This is a genomic window from Mesorhizobium sp. M2A.F.Ca.ET.046.03.2.1 (genome assembly GCF_003952425.1).
In the GTDB taxonomy this organism is placed as follows: Bacteria; Pseudomonadota; Alphaproteobacteria; order Rhizobiales; family Rhizobiaceae; genus Mesorhizobium.
The window spans coordinates 512521-532133 of sequence record NZ_CP034449.1; the positions used below are offsets into that span (position 1 = coordinate 512521).

Sequence of the window (19613 nt, forward strand, 5' to 3'; positions counted from 1 at the left end):
GGAAGATCGAACATTTTCGTCAATCCGTCGGCAGGCGGTAATCCTTGAACTGGGCGCGCAGGCTGGTCTTCTGGATCTTGCCGGTAGCGGTGTGCGGAATTTCGCCGACGAAGGCGACGTCGTCGGGCATCCACCATTTCGCCACCTTGCCACTCATGAAGGTGAGGATGTCGCCCTTGCTCGGCTCCCGACCGGGCTTGCGCACGACAACGAGCAAGGGCCGCTCGCCCCATTTCGAATGCGGGATGCCGATCGCCGCCGCCTCCGCCACGTCCGGGTGGCCGACGGCGAGATTCTCCAGGTCGATGGTCGATATCCATTCGCCGCCGGACTTGATGACATCCTTGGCGCGGTCGGTGATCTGCATGTAGCCGCTGGCGTCGATATGGGCGACATCGCCCGTGTCGAACCAGCCGTCGGCATCGAACTGCTCGGCGCCGGCGCCGCCATAATAGGCGCGGGCCACCGCCGGACCGCGCACCTTGAGATGCCCGAAGGTCTTGCCGTCCCAGGGCAGCGCGTTGTTATCGTCGTCGGTCACTTTCATCTCGACGCCGAAGGGCGGAAAACCCTGCTTGCCCTGGACATCCAGCCGCGCCTCGCCGGTCAGCGTCTGATATTGCGGCTTCAGCGTGCAGAGCGTCCCCAGCGGCGACATCTCGGTCATGCCCCAGGCATGCACCACCTGCACATCGTAATCATCCTGGAACTTTGCGGTGATGGCGCGCGGACAGGACGCCCCGCCGATCACGACCTTGTTCAGATAGGGCAGCTTCTTGCCGGTCTCTTCCAGATATTGCAGCAGCATCATCCAGACGGTGGGCACCGCGGCGCTGAACGTCACCTTTTCGGTGTCGAGCAGTTCATAGATCGAGGCGCCGTCCATCTTGCAGCCCGGCATCACCAGCTTGGTGCCGATCATCGGCCCGCTCTGGCCGAGGCCCCAGGCGTTGGCGTGAAACATCGGCACCACAGGCAGGACGACATCGCGCGTCGACAGGCCCATCGCGTCGGGCATGGCGGCGATCATGGCGTGAAGGACATTGGAGCGGTGGCTGTAAAGCACACCTTTCGGGTCGCCCGTCGTTCCGGAGGTGTAGCACATGCCGGCGGCGGTGTTCTCGTCGAACGTCTTCCAGGCGAAATCGCCGTCGGCCTCGGCCAGCCATTCCTCGTAGGCGACGGCATTGGCCAGAGAGGTTTGCGGCATATGTGCCTGGTCGGTCAGCACGATCACCCGGCGCAGCGATTTCACCGCGCCGGCGATCTTTTCCAGGAGCGGTACGAAGGTGAGGTCGACGAAGATCGCCTTGTCCTCGGCATTGTTCATGATCCAGGCGATCTGCTCGGGAAATAGCCTCGGATTGAGCGTGTGGTAGATAGCGCCGATGCCCATGATGCCGTACCAGGCTTCGATATGGCGGGTCGTGTTCCAGGCAAGGGTCGCGATGCGATCGCCGAGCACGAAGCCGTCACGCTCCAGCCGCTGCGCCGCCTTGAGCGACCGGCGATGGATTTCGGCGAAGGTAGTGCGCACGATCGGACCTTCGATCGAACGCGACACGACCTCCCGGCTGCCGTGCTGGCGTTCGGCGTGGTCGATCAGCTTGTGGCAAAGCAGCGGCCATTCCTGCATCAATCCGAGCATCTATTTCCTCCCCTTTGCGCATTCGCGTCGTTTGTTCCGCACATTGTGGAACGAACCGGCGGATTGTCCAGCCGCCATAAGTCGAAGCCCGTGGATGGATCGAAGAACCGGGAAAACCGCCATAATCCGGCCATCCTCGCCGTTAAGTTTCGTTAACGGGCTGGGTGAGATTGGCGAATGGAGTGGTTCGCATGGACGCGCAGCTCGACGAAAAAGCCCTCGAAAGCACGCTTGCCGAAAGTCTGGACGATCTGGCGCCGGACATCAAAACCGTTTCCGAAGATGAATTTGCCGAAGTCGTCGGCGGCGCGCTTGAAGCCGTCGGCGGGACGCTGCTGTTCAAGATGCGCGTCGAAAACGGCGAGAATGGCGAGCATGTCGCCGCCGCCTGCATCGGCGACGCGGGCAACCGCCAGTTCCTGCTGCTGACGCTGCCGACCAGCGGCGGCGCGCTCAAGGTCGAAACCGCGGCAAGAAGCACCAATCCGGTGGCCGGCATTGCCGCCGCCTATGCCGGCCTCATGGATGCCTTCAAGACAGCCGCCTGACGGCTGGCCAGCAGACGTTCAATGAATGGTGATGGAGCCTCGCGCCGCGCGGGCTTGCGCGACGCACTCACCCGACACATGTAAGTCTGCCGCGAGAACGTTTCACCGTTTCATGGAAACGGCAAACCGTTCTCTTTGTTTTGACGCAATTCCGGACGGAAACCGCTTCGCACTTTTGCTGGAATTGCTCCAGGAGACCATTCATGGACAAGCCCGCCAACCCTGCCCCCGGCTTCCAGCGCAATCCCGACAAGGTGATCACCGTCGAACCCTATCGCGGCAGTGTCACCGTGCGCGCCGGCGATACCGTCATCGCAAGATCCACCCGGGCCAAGGTGCTTTCAGAACCACCCTACCCGGCGGCCTTCTACATCCCGTTCGACGATATCGACTTCAGCAAGCTCGCCGGCACCGAGCACTCGACGCATTGCCCCTACAAGGGCGATGCCAGCTACTGGAGCGTCCAGGCGGCCGGCGAAGCCGGCACGAACGCCATGTGGGCTTATGAAATCCGATCGACGAAATGACCGAGATCCGCAACCACGGCGCGTTCTACACGAGCAAGGTAACGGTCGAAGCCGAACCGGGCTGAGTTTTCGATTGGGCTGGGTCGTCGCTGCGATCCGAGGCAGGCGAAGGCCAAGCGTCGTCATCCCAGGGCGGAGGGATGGGCGTTCACGTCAATCTCGGAAGGATGTGGCTGCCAAAATTCAGCCGCCGCACCGCACGCTCAATCGGTGGTGCCGTCGTTGCCTATACCGTCGGCATCGTCCAGGCGCACGAATGTCATGCCTTTCTGCTTCAAGGCGAGCAGCCCCTGAACCACGCCCTCGCCGGCCGCATGCGTCGGCTGGTTGATGTGGGCGATGATGACGTCGCCGTCCTTGGCGGCGCCGATGCGGCGTGCCGTTTCCTTGGCGCCGAGCAGCGAGCCGCCGTCGCCATTGACCGAGAAGCCGGCGATCTTGAAGCCCAGCTTGCGGATCATGGCGATCGCCGATGGGCTGTATTCCGCGGTGGCGCCGCGAAACCATTTGGGCGCCGGTCCGCCCGCGCTGGCGAGCGCCGCGGCGCCGGATTCAACCTCGGCCTGCACGGCGTCCGGGCTGCCGGCGCTGCTTATGCCGTAAATCTTCCGCGGCGTATCGACCGCGGGAATGTGGCGGCCGCCATGGTTTTCCAGCTCGAACAGATCAGGATGGGCTCGCATGATCTCGGCGGCCGCGGCATTGCGCTTGAGCCAGATGCCGGTAACGAAGATGGTCGCCGGTATGCGATTGTCGACAAGAGCCGAAAGTATTCTTGTGTCGGTCTTTCCCCCGCAAGCGTCGAGCGTCAGGGCGACTCGCCCACGCCCTTCCGGGGCTTGGGTCTTCAGATGCAGCGTCGGCTCGAGAAGCGTTGCGGCATTGCCGGCCGACGCCGCCAAGAGCGACAGCGCGAGCACGCAAAGAGAATTTCGAAGCAGACCCATCATCCATTCCAACCCGGCACGCACGGCCAGTTGCCGCATCGCGCCAAAGAAAACTTGCCTCCGCTCGTCCCAACAGACCGGCATCTAGGCGAAAATGGGGACGTCCAACAGCGCAAAAGGAGCAATCGCGAAAAATTGCTTTCGTCTACACCGCGGTTTTAATGGGTCTGTCCGTCCGCGCCAGCAGTTCGCGCACTGCTTCGGCGACCGTGTCCACTTCCAGGCGCCAGACGCAAAATGCCTTGGCTGGATTGGTCCGGTGGCACATGTCGGCGGCCACACACTCGCAAGGCATTGGGGGCCGCAGCGAGATGCTGGGTGCGCCAACCGGACCCCATGCAACCGGGTTGGTGAGGCCGTACAGGCCGACGACCGGCGTGCCTGCTGCGGCGGCCATATGCATTGGGCCGCTTTCGTTGCCGAGGAAGAGCCGCGCCTCCTTGAGCAGCGCCATCAACGTTTCGAGCGATAGCTTACCTACCAGATTGACGACCGGCGCCTTGACCGCGGCCACGATGTGGTCGTTCGCCTGGGCTTCGTCGGGTCCGCCGACCAGGACGACGGAGAGACCGGTTTCGCTCGATATCGTGTCGACGGCCGCGGCGAAACGCTCGGGCTGCCACCGGCGGCCCGGAAAGCTTGCTCCGGCATGCACCACCAGGAAGGCTTTGCGGCGAAGACCGCAGCTGTCCAGCAATGTCAGGACCCGCGCGGTTTCCGATGGCAGCGGCTCGATCGAGGGAACCCGCACGCGCAGATCTTCCCCTAGCGCCTCCAGCGGAGAAAGATAGCGATAAAGGAAATGCCTCTCGCCATAGCCGAAGGGCTTGGCCCTGACGTTTGCGGATTGGCGCTCGAACCGGCCCAATCGCCTCTCGGTCGGGAAATAGCCAACGCGGATCCTGGCGTTGAGCGCCATGGCGACGAAGTGCGTCGTTTTTGAATCGGTCAAGTCGATGGTCATATCGCAAGCCAAACGACGCAGCTTTCGCAATACGTGGTAGAGTTCCAGGCCGCGCTGCATTACCGTGCCACGCGCGCTCGAGCGCTTGAAAGCTACGGTCTCATCTGCGATCCCGTGAGCAGTCAGGAAGCCTGCGAAGCGAGCCTCGCACAGGAAGACAATTCTGGCCTCCGGATAGGCGATCCTCAGATTCTTCGCCAGCGTCGAGGCAAGAACCAGATCGCCGATATATTTCGTTTGCAGAATCAGGATCGACCGGACGCCTGCGAAGGGCCCCTGCAACATCCGTGTCCGGGCACCAGAACTGAGTTGAGACGTCGACATCCGGGGCCGCCACGCGCATGTTTCACGTGGCCCTCATATACAAGACGACAAGGTCGTGGGCCAGAGTGACTTGCACGTGCCGGCAGATCGTTTCACGGTCATGGAAATAGTGAAATTCCGGATTTCGCTGTTTGCAATGCGGACGACGACGGCACGAGAATCTCCCCGCGTGTCAGACCGCGGCTTCCAGGACCGCCTCGGTACGCGCCAGGAGCTCCAGCACCGCCTCGACCACCGGATCAACCTCCAGGCGCCAGACGCAGCAGGCCTTGCTCGGATCGGTCCGGCTGCACAGGTCGCCGCCGACGCAGTCGCAGGGCACGGATGGCCGCAACGAGATGCTGGGCACGCCGACCGGCGCCCAGCGGACCGGATTGGTCAGGCCGAACAGGCCGACAACCGGCGTGCCGGCCGCGGCCGCCATATGCATCGGCCCACTTTCGTTGCCGAGAAACAGCCGCGCCTGCCTGAGCAGCGCAAGCAGGGTTTCCAGCCGCAGCGCGCCCGCCAGATTGACGACAGGCGTCTTCGCCGCGGCCACAATCCTGTCGGTCGCCTCGTTTTCGTCCGGGCCGCCGACCAGGACGACGCGCAAGCCTGTCTCGCCGGCAATCCTGTCGATTGCCTCGGCAAAGCGCTCCGGCTGCCAGCGACGCCCGGCGAAACTTGCTCCGGCATGAACCGCGACAAAGGCGTTTGGGAGGATGTGGTGCCGGGCCAGCAAAGCCAGGACGCGGATCGTCTCGAATGGCAGCGGTCGAATGGCCGGGGCTTTTACGCGCAGGTCGACGCCGAGCGCCTCCAACGGAGACAGATAGCGGTAGAGAAAGTGCTTCTTGCCAAATCCGAAGGGCTTCATCCTGACATTGGCGGGCTGGCGTTCATGCCAGCGCAGAGGCCGCTCCGTCGGAGAATAGCCGACCCGGACCGGAGCATTGACCAGCCCGGAAATAAGACGCGAGGTTTTCGAGTCGGTGATGTCGATGGTCATGTCGAAGCGACGCCGCCGCAATTCCCGCACCACGCGGAAGAGCTCGCGTCCCCGCTCGAACGGCATGCCACGCATCCTGGCGCGGCTGAGGGGGATAGCCTCGGCGGCAATGCCGTGGGCCGTCAGGAAGCCGGCCAAATGCGTTTCACAGAGAAACACGATCCTGACGCCCGGACATGCGAGCTGCAGGTTGTTCGCCAGCGCCGAGGCAAGCACGATGTCGCCGATAAATTTGGTCTGCAGGACAAGGATCGACCGGAAAGGAGTGGGGGCAATCTGCAACATGGGTTTCTGACACCAAAAAGTTCGGTGTCGGAAACTCCCTCGAAACGGTGTCGAGATTCAGGGCTGTCACGCGCACGTTCGCGTGACATTCCATACAAAACCGTAAGGTCCCTTGGGGTGCCGCTCCCCGGAATGCACGTCTCAGGCGCGTTTGGCGGCGCCTTTCGCCGCCGCCACGGCCGCCTGCGCGGCCGCCAGCCTGGCGATCGGCACACGGTAGGGCGAGCACGATACATAGTCGAGCCCGACCTCCTCGCAGAAGCGGATCGAAGCCGGATCGCCGCCATGCTCGCCGCAGATGCCAAGCTTGATGCCGGGCCGGGTCGCCTTGCCCTTTTCAGCAGCGATCCGCACCAGTTCGCCGACGCCATCGACATCGAGCGACACAAACGGATCCTGCTCGATGATGCCCTTTTGCCGGTAGGTTTCAAGGAAGGACGCCGCGTCGTCGCGCGAGATGCCGAAGGTCGTCTGGGTGAGGTCATTGGTGCCGAAGGAGAAGAATTCGGCGGCTTCGGCAATGACATGAGCGCGGATCGCCGCGCGCGGCAGCTCGATCATCGTGCCCGTTAGATAATCGATCTTGGTGCCGGTCTCCTGCATGACGCTTTGCGCCACCGCGTCGATGCGCGCCTTGACGTATTCCAGCTCCTTCACCAGCCCCACCAGCGGCACCATGATTTCCGGCACCACCAGCGCGCCGGCCTTGCGTCCGGCCTCGACCGCCGCCTCGAAGATCGCGCGCGCTTGCATCTCGGCGATCTCCGGATAGGAGACGGCGAGCCGGCAGCCGCGATGGCCGAGCATCGGATTGAACTCGTGCAACGCCTCGGTGCGTTGCCGCAGCTTGTCGGCCGAGACATTCATGGCGCTCGCCACCTCGGCAAGCTCGGCCTCGGTCTTGGGCAGGAATTCATGCAGCGGCGGGTCGAGCAGGCGGATCGTCACCGGCAGGCCGGCCATGATCTCGAACAGCTCGAGGAAGTCCGAGCGCTGCATCGGCAGCAGCTTATCGAGCGCTGAGCGCCTGTCCTTTTCGGTATCGGCCAGGATCATCTCGCGCATGGCGACGATGCGGTCGCCGTCGAAGAACATGTGCTCGGTGCGGCAAAGCCCGATGCCCTCGGCGCCGAAGGAGCGCGCCATGCGCGCGTCGAGCGGCGTTTCGGCATTGGTGCGCACCTTCATGCGGCGCGCGGCGTCAGCCCATTCCATGATGGCGGCGAAATCGCCGGAAAGCTCCGGCTGCAGCATGGCGACCGCGCCCTTCAGTACCTGTCCGTTGCCGCCATCGATGGTGATGACGTCGCCCTTGCGGAAGGTCTGGCCCATCGAGACCAGCGTGCCGGCCTTGTAGTCGACGCGCAGCGAGCCGGCGCCCGACACGCAGGGCTTGCCCATGCCGCGCGCCACCACCGCGGCGTGGCTGGTCATGCCGCCACGCGTGGTGAGGATGCCTTCGGCGGCATGCATGCCGTGAATGTCCTCCGGGCTGGTCTCGATGCGCACCAGGATCGCCTTGCGTCCCTGAGCCCTGGCGTCCTCGGCGTCTGCGGACGAGAAGACGATTTCGCCCGTGGCGGCGCCGGGCGAGGCCGGCAGGCCCATGCCGATGACATCACGCGCCGCCTTCGGATCGATGGTCGGGTGCAGGAGCTGGTCGAGCGATGCCGGATCGATGCGGGCGACCGCCTCCTCCTTGGTGATCAGGCCGTCCCTCGCCATCTCGACGGCGATCTTCAGCGCCGCCTTGGCGGTGCGCTTGCCGGAGCGGGTCTGCAGCATCCACAACTTGCCGCGCTCGATGGTGAATTCGAGGTCCTGCATGTCGCGGTAATGCTTTTCCAGTCGGTCGGAGATGTCGACGAAGGCCTGGAAGGCGTCGGGCATCAGCTTCTGAAGCGACGGCTTGTCGGAGCCGGCGGCAATACGCGCCGCCTCGGTGATGTTCTGCGGCGTGCGGATGCCGGCCACCACGTCCTCGCCCTGGGCGTTGACCAGGAACTCGCCATAGAGCTGCCTGTCGCCGGTCGAGGGATTGCGGGTGAAGGCGACGCCGGTCGCGGAGGTGTCGCCCATATTGCCGAACACCATGGCCTGGACGTTGACCGCCGTGCCCCAGCTTTCCGGGATGTCGTGCAGGCGGCGATAGGTGATGGCGCGGCTGTTCATCCAGCTCGAGAACACGGCGCCGATCGCGCCCCAGAGCTGCTCGTGCGGGTCCTGCGGGAACGGCTTGCCAAGCTCTTCCTCGACCTTGGCCTTGTAGAGCGAAATGACGCCCTGCCATTCCGCGGCCGTCAGCTCGGTGTCGAGCTCGTGGCCGAGGCTGGCCTTCTGGTCCTCGAGGATTTCCTCGAACACTTCGTGATCGAGGCCCATGACGACGTCGGAATACATCTGGATGAAGCGGCGGTAGCTGTCATAGGCGAAGCGCGCATCGCCGGAATCGGCGGCCAAAGCCTCGACCGTCTCGTCGTTGAGGCCGAGATTGAGCACGGTGTCCATCATGCCGGGCATTGACGCCCGGGCGCCGGAGCGGACGGAGACCAGAAGCAGCTTCGACGGATCGCCGAAGCGGCGGCCGGTGATGCGGCCGATATGGTCGAGAGCGGCGACGACATCCGCCTCGAGCCCATCGGGATAGGCCCGGCCGTTGGCGTAATAGGCGTTGCAGACTTCAGTGGTGATGGTGAAACCGGGCGGCACGGGCAGGCCGAGACTGCACATCTCGGCCAGATTGGCACCCTTGCCACCGAGAAGATTGCGGTCGCCGGCACGGCCTTCGGCGGCGCCGTCGCCGAAGGTGTAAACCCACTTGGTCATGCTTGCCCTCCAGTTCGTGGAAGATAGAAACAGCCGGACCATGGCCCGGTTCCCCGCTTCCCCGGTCCGAGCGATAGGATGCTGCAGTGCGAAAGGCAAGGTACCGGCAGCGCTCGCCGCCACTACAATCGATTAAGCAAAGCTGCGTCAAAAAGACTTGCCGGAGAGGCATGGTGCGATATAGAACATAAAGAGAACATAGTGGAGTAGCGTGATGAAACTCAACGGGAAACTCGACTATCTGGAACTGCCGGCGACAGGTGGCACGCTGGACAGCGTCAAATCCTTCTACAGCGCCGCCTTTTCATGGTCGTTCACCGACTACGGCCCGACCTATTCCGCTTTCGCCGAAGGGCTCGATGGCGGTTTCCAGGCCGATGCCGGGGAAGCGCCGGCCAAACCGCTGCCCGTGCTCTACTCCGAAAACCTCGAGGAGACGCTGGACGCGGTCGAGAGCGCCGGGGGCACCATCGTCAAGCCGATCTTTTCCTTCCCCGGCGGCAGACGGTTCCACTTCACCGATCCGGCCGGCAACGAACTGGCGGTGTGGGGACATTAGAAAGGACGCGGGTTTCGAGGTTTTTTGCTGTTGACAGGCAGTGGGCCGCGGGGCTCATTCAAATGAGCAGCGGCAACCTTCTAACAGCAAAAGCAGGCTGATGAAATTCGGGTCAAGCGGTGTCCGGGGTTTGGCTTCCGATTTGGCCGGAAGGCCAAGCGGACTTTACACTGAGGGCTTCGCCCGGCGCTTGCGGGCGATTGGATATCAGCAAGGCAAGGTCTTCGTGGGCCGGGACTTGCGCGACAGCAGCCCGGCGATCGCACAGGACTGCATGGCGGCGCTGGCCGCATCCGGCTTCCAGCCGGTCGATTGCGGTCCGATCCCCACACCGGCGCTTGCCTTTTATGCCCGCCGGCACAACGCCGCGGCGCTGATGGTGACCGGCTCGCATATCCCCGCCGACCGCAACGGCATCAAGTTCTATGGACCGAAGGGCGAGATCGACAAGGCGGACGAGGCCGCGATCACCCTTTCTGTCGCGGAGCTGTCCGATCAATATCCCTGGCCGCCGACCTATGCGGACAGGCAAGCCGGCCATGAACAGGCGCTCGCGGCCTTTCGAGACCGTGTGGAGGCAATTCTGCCCCCTGGCGCCCTTTCCGGAATGAGGCTCGGCGTCTACCAGCACAGCACCGTTGCGGCGGAGCTGCTGGTCGAGGTCCTGCGATCCTTCGGCGCCGATGTGATCGTCGTCGGCAAAACAGATACTTTCGTGCCTGTCGATACCGAGGCCGTCAGCCAGGAAACGCTGGCGATGGTGCGGGACTGGGTGCGCGAGTTCAAACTCGACGCGGTGGTCTCGGCCGATGCCGATGCCGATCGCCCTCTTGTCATCGACGAAAATGGCGAATTGTTCCGCGGCGACCTGATCGGGCTGGCCACGGCGCTCTTCCTCAAGGCCGATGTCGTGGTGACGCCGGTCACCTCCAACTCGGGCATAGCCGAAGCGTTCGGGTTCAGCGTCAAGAGAACGAAGGTCGGATCGCCTTTCGTCATCGAGGGAATGGACGCCGCGCGGCAGGCGGCGGGCGGCATCGTCGTCGGCTTCGAAGCCAATGGCGGGGTTCTGCTGGGATCCGACGGCCTGGTGAATGGCAAAATATTGTCGGCGCTGCCGACGCGGGATTCGTTCCTGCCCATCCTGGCGGTGCTGGGCACGGTGGCATCGGCCGGCAAAACGCTCTCCAACCTGCGTGAAACCTGGAATCTTCCGGTCTGCGCCAGCGAGCGGCTCGAGAACTTCCCGGTCGAGACATCGCGCAGCTTGATGCGCAAGCTCGCCGACCGCGACGCGTTGCAGCGGTTCCTGGCGCCCTTCGGCACGGTGGCGGATGTAGACGAGACCGACGGTCTGAGAGCGCGAATGACCAGCGGCGAGATCATCCATCTGCGGCCTTCCGGCAACGCTCCCGAATTTCGCTGCTATGCCGAGGCCGCCAGCCATGAAAGGGCAAGCGAAATCGTGGAAATGGCGCTGGAACGGGCCCGGGATACCGCACTGGCGGATCAGGCCGGGGCTGTATAATGACAGCGGTGCCGGCGGTTGCCGCAGGCGTAGAGCGGCCAATTCAGCAACGATGGGGATTTGCGCCCTGCATCTCGCCCGATCACCGGACCATTGATGACAAAAGCAGCATTGATAACCGGCATTACCGGGCAGGACGGCGCCTATCTGGCGCAGCTCCTGCTTTCGAAGGGCTATGAAGTCCACGGGTTGGCGCGACGGTCGAGCACGGCCGACGTCAATACGATGCGGCTGAAATGGCTGGGCATCGAGGACGACGTGCGGATCGTGGATGGCGACATCACGGACTTGTCGGGCCTGACCCGAACCATGCGCGACGTAAGGCCTGACGAGGTCTACAACCTTGCCGCGCAGTCTTTCGTCAAATCGTCCTGGCAGCAGCCTATCCTGACGAGCAACGTCACCGGCATCGGCGTCACCAATGTGCTGGAGGCGCTGCGTCTTGAAGTGCCCGGGGCGCGTTTCTATCAGGCTTCGTCGTCGGAGATGTACGGCCTTATCCAGGAGCCGATGCAGTCGGAGACCACGCCTTTCCATCCCCGCTCGCCCTATGCGGTGGCCAAGGCCTATGGCCATTGGATCACCGTCAATTATCGCGAGAGCTTCGGCCTGCATGCCTCGAGCGGCATCCTGTTCAATCACGAATCGCCGCTTCGCGGCATCGAATTCGTGACACGCAAAGTCACGGACTCCGTCGCGCGCATCAAGATGGGGCTGGCGAGGGAGCTGCGCCTGGGCAACGTCGACGCCAGGCGCGACTGGGGCCACTCCAGGGATTATGTCCGCGCCATGTGGCTGATGCTGCAGCAGGGAAAGCCCGACGACTATGTGGTCGCCACCGGCAGGACGACGACGGTGCGCGACATGTGCAGGATCGCCTTCGAGCATGTCGGGTTGAAGATGAACGACCATCTTGTCATCGATCCAGACCTGTTCAGGCCGGCGGAAGTCGAGATCCTGCTCGGCAATCCGGCCAAGGCTAAGGCGAAGCTCGGATGGGAAGCGACGATCTCCCTGGAAGAGATGATCCGCGAGATGGTGGACGCCGATCTCGCGCGCCACGCAGCCGCCAGGCGTTGAAAGGGAAGCCGTTGTGACGCCGCGTTCCGCCACGCATCCGCATCCGGACAACGCTTCATGGTTCGTGAGGCCGGCATGCGCGTTTTGATGACCGGCGCCAACGGTTTCGTCGGCCCCTATGTCGGCGAGGCATTGCGCAAGATCTGCGGCCCTGAGGTCGTCATTGCCGCGACCTCCAAGGATGGGGGCCCGCACCCCGCTTTCGGCCAGGTCGAAGAGCTGGACGTGACGGATACGGCCGCCGTCCATGAGGCCATGGCCCGTCATCGGCCAACGCATGTCATCCACCTGGCGGCGGTCGCGGCCCCCGATGCCGCCCAGGCGAATCCACGAAACACGTGGCGCATCCACGTGGACGGCGCGCTCAACGTGGCCAATGCCATCCTCAACACGGCTCCGGACTGCTGGCTCGTCCATGTCGGATCCGGTCTGGTCTATGGCGAAAGCGCGAAGACCGGACGACCGCTCGACGAAAGCACGCTGCTTGCCCCGGTCGACGACTACGCCGCAACCAAGGCCGCGGCCGACCTCGCGCTCGGCGCGCTGTCGTACCGGGGGTTGAAATGCGTTCGGATGCGTCCCTTCAATCATACGGGACCGGGCCAGACTGAGGCATTCGCAGTGCCGGCCTTCGCCATGCAGATCGCGCGGATCGAAGCAGGCCTCGCTCCGCCGCTCATCCGCGTCGGCAATCTCGACGCCAGGCGCGATTTTCTGGACGCGCGCGACATTGCCAATGCCTATGCGCGCGCGGTCTTGAACAGCAACAAGCTTGCGCCGAACACCATCTTCAACCTTGCGTCCGGCCTCTCCTGGCGGATGGCAGATATTCTGGATCTGCTGCTGGCGCAAAGTAGCGTCAAGATCGTCGTGGAGCAGGATCCTTTGCGGATGAGGCCAAGCGACCTGCCATGCATCGTCGGCGATGCGACCCGCGCCCGGACCCTGCTTGGCTGGGCGCCCGAGCATTCTTTCGAGGAGACGCTTGCGGCGGTCCTGCAGGATTGCCGTGCACGTGTGGCCCAGGCGTGAGCAAAGCAGCGTCGTCGGCTTCGCGGAAGCAGGATTGCCCCGATGTCGGCCAGGCGAGCGAAGCAGGCGTGCGGCAGCGGGCGGCCCGGGATGAGCCGCTGGCGATCAAGCGACGAACTGGCAGCAATAGCGACCCGTATCGCAGCCGCTTTTAGTTGATGTTGCGGCATTGAGCTTTGCTTCGCCCCGTCCTATAAGGCCGCGCGCAAGCGGGCATGCCCCGCCTGCTGGGGCGTCGCCAAGCGGTAAGGCATCGGTTTTTGGTACCGACATTCCCAGGTTCGAATCCTGGCGCCCCAGCCAACAAACCCGTAATAGATTGTTCTGACTCACTTTCTTCACCGAAGGGAGGCGCCGAACACCCCCTTGCTACAATTGATTGCTACAAATCAGGGCGGGGACGTCGTCTGCTCAACGTGGTTCGACGAGATGGCGTGTTTCATTTCCGGCGAGTCGTACCCTCGCCGCTGCGATCTCGGATTGGACGTTCTGAACTGGTCCGGAGCCTATCCACAAATGCCGTGGCCTCTGCCAGAATGCGCGCTGATTTGCTCTATAGACATTCTGAAGGACTTTTCGCGGCCGCCGCCTCCATGCTCTCATCCGATGAAATTGCCCGGCTGGTGAAAGACTTTTATCAGCTTACCCTGACGATTGACGACCATCGCCGGCTATTCCCGGAGCAACCGTGGTCCGAGGAAGACCATCAAGCGCGATCGGATTATCTCGATCATACGCTCGCCGAGCAGCGTGACGCTCTGCGGAAGAATGATTTCGAGAAGGCCAACCCGGCGGCTCAGGTGGTGATGGCGCGTAGCAAGCTGGCCGAGGGCGACCTCGGTCCCGGCGAATACAATCAAATCCGTCAAGCGATCCTACGAGCCAGTATCGATATCATAAGTGAGCTGAGGGCGCGCCAGGACGGTGACTTCAATCACGACCCTCGCGACAGACTGCTTAAAGATGCCCTTGGCGGAGCGAGCGCCATGCCGGTGCTGCCAAGCCAGGCCGCGGCCACTTTGGCGCTCCCCTCTCCGCCGGCGGCAAGCGGCGGGCCGATTTTTTCAGAGATTGCCGAGGCGTTTCGGTCTGACCAGGTCGCGGTCAAGATTTGGGATCAGCAAACGGCCGGACAGGCTCGGGCCACATACCGTCTGTTTGCTGAGGTTTGTGGCGATAAGCCGCTCCAGGAATACACTCGGGGAGATGCCGACGAGTTCCGCAAAAAGATCCAGCGTCTCCCATGGGACTACTCGAAGGCGCCTGCCTATCGAAATCGATCGGTCGACGAGATCCTGAAGGTTGCCGAGTCGCAAGCCAAAACGAGGGACATTCAGCCAATCACTCAGCGCACTGTCAAAAGACATTTCTCCGCGCTGAGCGGGCTTTGGGGATCAGCTGTTTCAGCTGGAACAGTCAGCCAGAACATATTCAGTGGCTTCCGATTCGGGTCATCCAAGAAGGCCTCGGAGCAACGGGACGCATGGACGGCACCTGAATTGGAGACCCTGTTTTCGTCTCCTCTCTACACTGGGTGCAAGTCCGAATTGCGTCGCGCCGAGCCTGGGTCGCTGGTCCTCAAGGACGAGCGCTACTGGCTCCCCTTGATCGCGATTTTTTCAGGAATGCGTCAGGAAGAGATCGCTCAGTTGCACATAGAAGATGTCAAGGAAGCCGATGGCGTCGCCTTCTTCGATATAAACGATAAGCCGCCTCGGATGCTGAAGAATGCGAATGCGGCTCGGCAAGTGCCTCTGCACGCCACGCTCATTAGGCTCGGCTTTCTGGAATATGTGGACCAGTGCCGCAAATTCCGCCAGGTGCGACTATTCCCAAATTTGAAGCCAGGCGGTGCAGACAATCGCCTTGGGCATTCCTTCTCGAAGTGGTTTACCCGGTATCGCCGCGACATCGGCGTGTACCGCAAAGGTCTGGATTTCCATTCCTTTCGCCATTCGGCTAGCACCTCGATGCACCAAGCGGGCATCGAACGCGCCGTGCTGGACCATGTGACTGGGCATTCGACGCCAGGCGAAACGAGCCGCTACGTTAAGGCGTCGGCATTGGTACAGCTGCAGTCAGCCATCAATTCGATCGATATCGGCTTCGACATCGTATCCCTGCTGCAGGCTAAGCCGGGTATGAAAGCCTTCGTTCGCCCGCGACTCAGGTATAGAAAACAGCGACGGACCCTTCCAGGACGGAGCGATGGTTGACCGCGTGGGTCTCCCCGCCCACTTGCCGCTCCACCTCTATCTGGTACGCCATATCGGCCATGTCCGCTCTCTGTCATGCGGATCGGTCGATATGCCTTGGCGAAGGCGTTCAAGTTCGTGATCACGTAGATTGGTGTCGTTGACAAACTCTTCGTTTATACGGCGCGTCTCAGCCTCGAACTTTTTCAACTCGCGAACTCGATCAAGGTGCTCCAGCAGCTCCCATCCCGACTGAAGGCGGTCCCAGGCTCCATCGCGGGCCGCGGATAAAGCAGGCAGAGGCGTCTTGCGCATTGCCGTTGCGGATAGTGAAGACGACATCCTTATGGGATGCGCGACATCTAGAGTGCCCAAAGGCTCTCGTAGCCTCACATTGATTTTGAGAAGATCCAGGATGACTTCCGACCCGCGACCTGCGTCTACCTTCACGTCAGGATCGAGGTTTCTGCAAAGGGCGCGCAGAAAGCGCCAATGTTGTCGAACCTTCGCATCTGCGTCGACAACGCGATGGAATTTCAACCGCACCGCGTGCGGCGCGGCTCTAAAGTGCGAAGACTTGCGGAAGAAACCCTCGAGCCATTCGCCTACCTCATGAGTGAAATCTTCGGAGATGTTGCCCGCTACCGTGCTGGTGAAGCCAAGCTTGCCACTGACCTGATGGAGGTAAATGTAGTGCAGGGCGTCCCTGCCCCGGGTCCAACTTTTTATCCTCATTCCGAGTTCGTGCAGGCATGCGGCGACGAGATCAGCGCCTTGTGTCTGATCGAGCTGAAGCTCGTCGTGGAAGAAAACGAGCCTAAAATTCAACAGCCTTCGTTGTGTCTGCGCGAGGAAGGATGCGGCATCCAAAATCGAAACAATCTTGCGCTTTGGAAGGTATGCCTTCTCGTCAGCGGACCATCGGCTCTGCGCTCGCTTTAAAGCGCGACCGGGCAGTCTTGAAGGAGCCTGCCGAGGTTGTTGTACCGGCGGCGCCGAATGCAGAAAGGTCTTGAGACCGATCAACCGACTCCTCAGCCAGCTGTCCGTTATTCTTGCAGATCCCTCCGCTTCCAACTGGGTCGAAAGGTGGTAATAGATATGGGCTGCCTCGACGCCTTTCTTGTCAGCGATCCCTTTAATTGCGTCGGCGATCGAGGCGCGAGTGGCGCGAGCAACGCCAACGATCCCGAGCCTCGGGCGCGCAAGGCGCAATTCGACGTTTTCGTAGATCTGTACGACGAGATCTCGCAGGGCCTCGGCCTGGGTAGCGGCCGTCTCATAGAAGCCGTTCAATTCGGCGAATGCTTTTGCGAGGTCTCCATCGAGCAATGACTCGAGAACCGGGACATAAGCCTTTAGCCGATCAAGATTTAAGGTGGCCCTGACGAGGGATGCAGTTATCCGCTCGCCGACGCAGGCTACATCGTCCAGCGCCTGAAGCTGTTTGCGGGCACTGCCGTCGGATAAGTCCGCCAGCAGACTGAGCGCCTCATCGTCGTACTTAAGCCCTTCCTTCGCACAGACACCTCGTAGATGCCGGATGCCGGCTTCGGCATCAAGCGGACGAAGCTGGATGTGTTTGACCCGATCAAGGAGGCGCCCAGCCAGTTTCTCAGGTCTATCAGTAGCAAGCATGAAGCTGCAGGAGCCGACCTTTTCCAGGACGGTGAGTAGCCGGTCTTGCTTGTCCTCCCTGAGCGCATGCGCTTCATCGATGAAGACAAACTTGATCCTGCCCCAGCCACCAACGGGCGCGTGCTCGATGATTTCGTCCAGTTCCGGCATCGACAACCCCGACGCCGAATATTGCTCGACCCCTTGCCATTTTCCGGTGGTCTTGCACGATGCGCACTCCAAGCAGGGTAGCGCCGACCCGCCGTCGCCTTCACAGCGATAGGCACGCGCCGTCATCAGTGCCAACGAGGTCTTGCCTGTCCCGCTCCCGCCGGAAAACAGAAAATGATGAGGTTCTTGACGACGGACGAGCGGAAGGAGGTGGCGGATCGCTTCGTCCTGCCCCACCACTTCGGAATAGATCTGTGGTCGATACTTCCTGGTAAGCTTCTCCACCGGCCGGGCATGCCACTATGAATGCTGCTTAGGACGCCGCGCCGGGGAGAGCGTCAGCCGAGCATGGACCAGGGTCTGGGCCTCCTTCAACTCTTCCATCGAGAGGGCGTCCACGAAACGCTGAAGAAGGGTTGGCTCAGGCTTACCGCCTTTAGTGCTCTCGCGGCTGAACAGCGCGCCTACTCCGAACACCGGATCCTGTGGAATCCGAACCCTTGGTCTTGTCACGCTGAATCCGGCGTCTTCTAAGACGGCGACAACGCACAAACCAACATATTGCCGGAGGGTGGGATTATCCAACTCCGAACCCAGAACCTCGCGCAAACGGCCGCTTATCACTGATACGGGGACAACACCGTCTCGGGCAGCCGCCACAAGATCATCTCGGTGCTCGACGACGAGGTCGAACACCTTGCGCCTGGTGAGGCTGCTCGCCGCGGAATTTTGCGCCCTGGTCAGCAAAGATCGAGACATTGAAAATCACTCCTGGGCATATACATAGCCTTCTTGGCGATGACTTACAACACATAACGCCATTTTTTCCAACCGAACAGGAGTAGACCGTGGACGATTCCCAAGACATATCAGCCGACGACGCCGAGCGGCTCGAAGACGAGATGCAGGAGCGTGCTCTTGCGGAGAGCGGGCTTGTGCTTGCCGCCGGAAATTCGGCGCCGTTTCATCTTAAAAGCGTTGAGAACATCAAGGCAGGGTTCGCGGTGAGCGCCCTTTCCCTGAAGGCTTTGATGACCACGGCGACCCTTGCGAAAGTGGCTGGCAAAACGTTTGAAACATTTCTCGCTGCGACGGTCGAGGTCACCCAGGGAGTGGTGAGGATCTCGACCTCCTCATCCGAGATTACCGCCCGCGCCAATCTGCACGTGGAGACATTTTTGCCGGCCGAGAGGCCCGGCGGCGTCATTTTCGGCATCGAACTGTCGAAGTTGGTACGCCTGGCCAAATGTGGTCAGAAGGGCGACGAGTTGAATTTTGCGCTGATCGGCGGCGAGGAGGAGGATTTTCTAGAGGTGCAGGAGTTCAGGCACGGAGTGGCTCAGAATCTTAATCTGCGGCTAAGCGTCTTTGATAGCGACGCACCTAGCCTACTCCAAGGCACGCGGTCGTTCTCCCACGACATTGCCTCGACATCTGCAATGTCAAAAGCGATCAAATTGTGCCGAACCGCGCGGACAACGGTTGGCAAGCCCGATTGCAGCATCTCAATCGAGAACGGCCTCGCGACCGGCTACAGCCGTACAGCTGTCGTTCTTATTAGAAATCCTGAACTATCCGCCCTCCCCATACCCGTGCCGCTCGGCGAATCCAAAAAAATTGGCCTGGCGATCCAGAACATGAAGATCGCTAAGGTGTACGTCTCGGATTCGGCCGTGATCGTTACTGACGGCATCCTTGAATTGGCCATCAAGACGGCCAAGGCTGAGGTCCCTGTCGTCGGCGACATGCGTGAGCGATTTCCCGCACAGTGCGTGGTCACTGGGGACATCCAGGACTTAAAGAAAACCTACCTGGTGGCCGAGACCTTGATGGAACATTGGAGGGTGCGGGCCCGGCGCCAGGGCGTTGCGCCTGAGAAGTATCACATCGCCCATGTAAGGCTTGAGGAGGGTTCCTTGAGGTTCAACGTGACAAGGGGACCAGTGGTGCACGATTGGGTCGCCTTACCCGCGATGCCGGATAGTCAGACCGAGAACTCGGAATGGGGCGCGATCGACCTCACCTCGTTCTCGAGGGTCTTTGCTGAGATTTTCGCGCCCACCAGAGGCGCCTCGAAGGGCATTACTCTTGCACATTGTGCGCATGGGATGAGGTTTTCATGCCCTGAAGACGCGTTCGAGGCCTACCTCTCCAATTTCGACAGCAGGGACGATCGAATTCGAAAGCGATGATTTCGAATTTATTGCCTCGCGTTTTCGAAACTTTTTATGCACTTTTCTAATGGTGATCCTGAGGTCAAAATTTCTAAGTAATTGATTTTATTTAGTTTTTTTGCAAATAGCAGAATCTAGACCCGGTTTCGGGCTGTAAAGCCCGAGACCTTTAAGGCGAACCTCCGACGGTCGAAAGT

The 19613-nt window shown here is 61.7% G+C and carries 14 protein-coding genes, 1 tRNA gene and 1 pseudogene; 9 read left to right on the forward strand and 7 right to left on the reverse strand.

What is annotated here, in order from left to right; all coding sequences use genetic code 11:
• Positions 1-19: 19 nt before the first annotated feature.
• Positions 20-1648 (reverse strand): fatty-acid--CoA ligase, encoded by a 1629-nt coding sequence (locus EJ072_RS02655; protein WP_126078450.1) that lies wholly within the window; start codon positions 1646-1648, stop codon positions 20-22.
• 191 nt (positions 1649-1839) lie between these two features.
• Between EJ072_RS02655 and EJ072_RS02660 the strand changes: the two genes are divergently transcribed.
• Positions 1840-2196, forward strand: a complete 357-nt coding sequence (locus EJ072_RS02660) for a hypothetical protein (RefSeq protein ID WP_126078451.1) — start codon at positions 1840-1842, stop codon at positions 2194-2196.
• Between the two features lie 203 nt (positions 2197-2399).
• Positions 2400-2788, forward strand: a pseudogene (locus tag EJ072_RS02665) (DUF427 domain-containing protein).
• A 138-nt stretch (positions 2789-2926) separates the two neighbouring features.
• Here EJ072_RS02665 and EJ072_RS02670 read toward each other — a convergent pair.
• The 4 genes from EJ072_RS02670 to ppdK form a co-directional block, all read right to left on the reverse strand.
• Positions 2927-3670: a polysaccharide deacetylase family protein gene (locus EJ072_RS02670; RefSeq protein WP_126083472.1), complete on the reverse strand. Its 744-nt coding sequence runs from the start codon at positions 3668-3670 to the stop codon at positions 2927-2929.
• Positions 3671-3815: 145 nt separating this feature from the next.
• Positions 3816-4919, reverse strand: coding sequence for a glycosyltransferase family 9 protein (locus tag EJ072_RS02675; protein ID WP_126078452.1), 1104 nt, complete (start codon positions 4917-4919; stop codon positions 3816-3818).
• 211 nt (positions 4920-5130) lie between these two features.
• Positions 5131-6234 (reverse strand): glycosyltransferase family 9 protein, encoded by a 1104-nt coding sequence (locus EJ072_RS02680; protein WP_126078453.1) that lies wholly within the window; start codon positions 6232-6234, stop codon positions 5131-5133.
• A gap of 141 nt (positions 6235-6375) precedes the next feature.
• A complete protein-coding gene (gene ppdK / locus EJ072_RS02685) occupies positions 6376-9060 on the reverse strand; it encodes a pyruvate, phosphate dikinase (protein ID WP_126078454.1) in 2685 nt (894 codons plus the stop codon).
• Between the two features lie 214 nt (positions 9061-9274).
• Between ppdK and EJ072_RS02690 the strand changes: the two genes are divergently transcribed.
• From EJ072_RS02690 to EJ072_RS02715, 6 genes are all read left to right on the forward strand, one after another.
• A complete protein-coding gene (locus tag EJ072_RS02690; protein WP_042641814.1) occupies positions 9275-9619 on the forward strand; it encodes a VOC family protein in 345 nt (114 codons plus the stop codon).
• A gap of 100 nt (positions 9620-9719) precedes the next feature.
• The gene (locus EJ072_RS02695; protein ID WP_126078455.1) at positions 9720-11147 is read left to right on the forward strand and encodes a phosphomannomutase; all 1428 of its coding nucleotides are present in this window, start codon (positions 9720-9722) and stop codon (positions 11145-11147) included.
• Between the two features lie 96 nt (positions 11148-11243).
• Complete coding sequence (gmd, locus tag EJ072_RS02700) at positions 11244-12227, forward strand: GDP-mannose 4,6-dehydratase (protein ID WP_126078456.1); 984 nt, start codon at positions 11244-11246, stop codon at positions 12225-12227.
• A gap of 87 nt (positions 12228-12314) precedes the next feature.
• A complete protein-coding gene (locus EJ072_RS02705; protein ID WP_126083473.1) occupies positions 12315-13259 on the forward strand; it encodes a GDP-mannose 4,6-dehydratase in 945 nt (314 codons plus the stop codon).
• Between the two features lie 228 nt (positions 13260-13487).
• A tRNA-Gln gene (locus EJ072_RS02710) sits at positions 13488-13562 on the forward strand.
• A gap of 113 nt (positions 13563-13675) precedes the next feature.
• The gene (locus tag EJ072_RS02715; RefSeq protein ID WP_348639276.1) at positions 13676-15475 is read left to right on the forward strand and encodes a site-specific integrase; all 1800 of its coding nucleotides are present in this window, start codon (positions 13676-13678) and stop codon (positions 15473-15475) included.
• A 36-nt stretch (positions 15476-15511) separates the two neighbouring features.
• Here EJ072_RS02715 and EJ072_RS02720 read toward each other — a convergent pair whose 3' ends face one another.
• Both EJ072_RS02720 and EJ072_RS02725 read right to left on the reverse strand, forming a co-directional pair.
• The gene (locus tag EJ072_RS02720) at positions 15512-17527 is read right to left on the reverse strand and encodes an AAA family ATPase (RefSeq protein ID WP_126078457.1); all 2016 of its coding nucleotides are present in this window, start codon (positions 17525-17527) and stop codon (positions 15512-15514) included.
• 15 nt (positions 17528-17542) lie between these two features.
• Entirely contained in the window at positions 17543-18001 is a 459-nt protein-coding gene (locus tag EJ072_RS02725) for a hypothetical protein (RefSeq protein ID WP_126078458.1), read from the reverse strand.
• Between the two features lie 89 nt (positions 18002-18090).
• On the opposite strand from EJ072_RS02725, the gene EJ072_RS02730 reads away from it, so the two are divergent.
• Positions 18091-19434, forward strand: a complete 1344-nt coding sequence (locus EJ072_RS02730; protein ID WP_126078459.1) for a hypothetical protein — start codon at positions 18091-18093, stop codon at positions 19432-19434.
• Positions 19435-19613: the final 179 nt, after the last annotated feature.

Coding starts and splice junctions, on each gene's coding strand:
- EJ072_RS02655 (WP_126078450.1), bottom strand. CDS start 1,648: ATGCTCGGATTGATGCAGGAATGGCCGCTGCTTTGCCACAAGCTGATC.
- EJ072_RS02660 (WP_126078451.1), top strand. CDS start 1,840: ATGGACGCGCAGCTCGACGAAAAAGCCCTCGAAAGCACGCTTGCCGAA.
- EJ072_RS02670 (WP_126083472.1), bottom strand. CDS start 3,670: ATGGGTCTGCTTCGAAATTCTCTTTGCGTGCTCGCGCTGTCGCTCTTG.
- EJ072_RS02675 (WP_126078452.1), bottom strand. CDS start 4,919: ATGTTGCAGGGGCCCTTCGCAGGCGTCCGGTCGATCCTGATTCTGCAA.
- EJ072_RS02680 (WP_126078453.1), bottom strand. CDS start 6,234: ATGTTGCAGATTGCCCCCACTCCTTTCCGGTCGATCCTTGTCCTGCAG.
- ppdK (WP_126078454.1), bottom strand. CDS start 9,060: ATGACCAAGTGGGTTTACACCTTCGGCGACGGCGCCGCCGAAGGCCGT.
- EJ072_RS02690 (WP_042641814.1), top strand. CDS start 9,275: ATGAAACTCAACGGGAAACTCGACTATCTGGAACTGCCGGCGACAGGT.
- EJ072_RS02695 (WP_126078455.1), top strand. CDS start 9,720: ATGAAATTCGGGTCAAGCGGTGTCCGGGGTTTGGCTTCCGATTTGGCC.
- gmd (WP_126078456.1), top strand. CDS start 11,244: ATGACAAAAGCAGCATTGATAACCGGCATTACCGGGCAGGACGGCGCC.
- EJ072_RS02705 (WP_126083473.1), top strand. CDS start 12,315: ATGACCGGCGCCAACGGTTTCGTCGGCCCCTATGTCGGCGAGGCATTG.
- EJ072_RS02725 (WP_126078458.1), bottom strand. CDS start 18,001: ATGTCTCGATCTTTGCTGACCAGGGCGCAAAATTCCGCGGCGAGCAGC.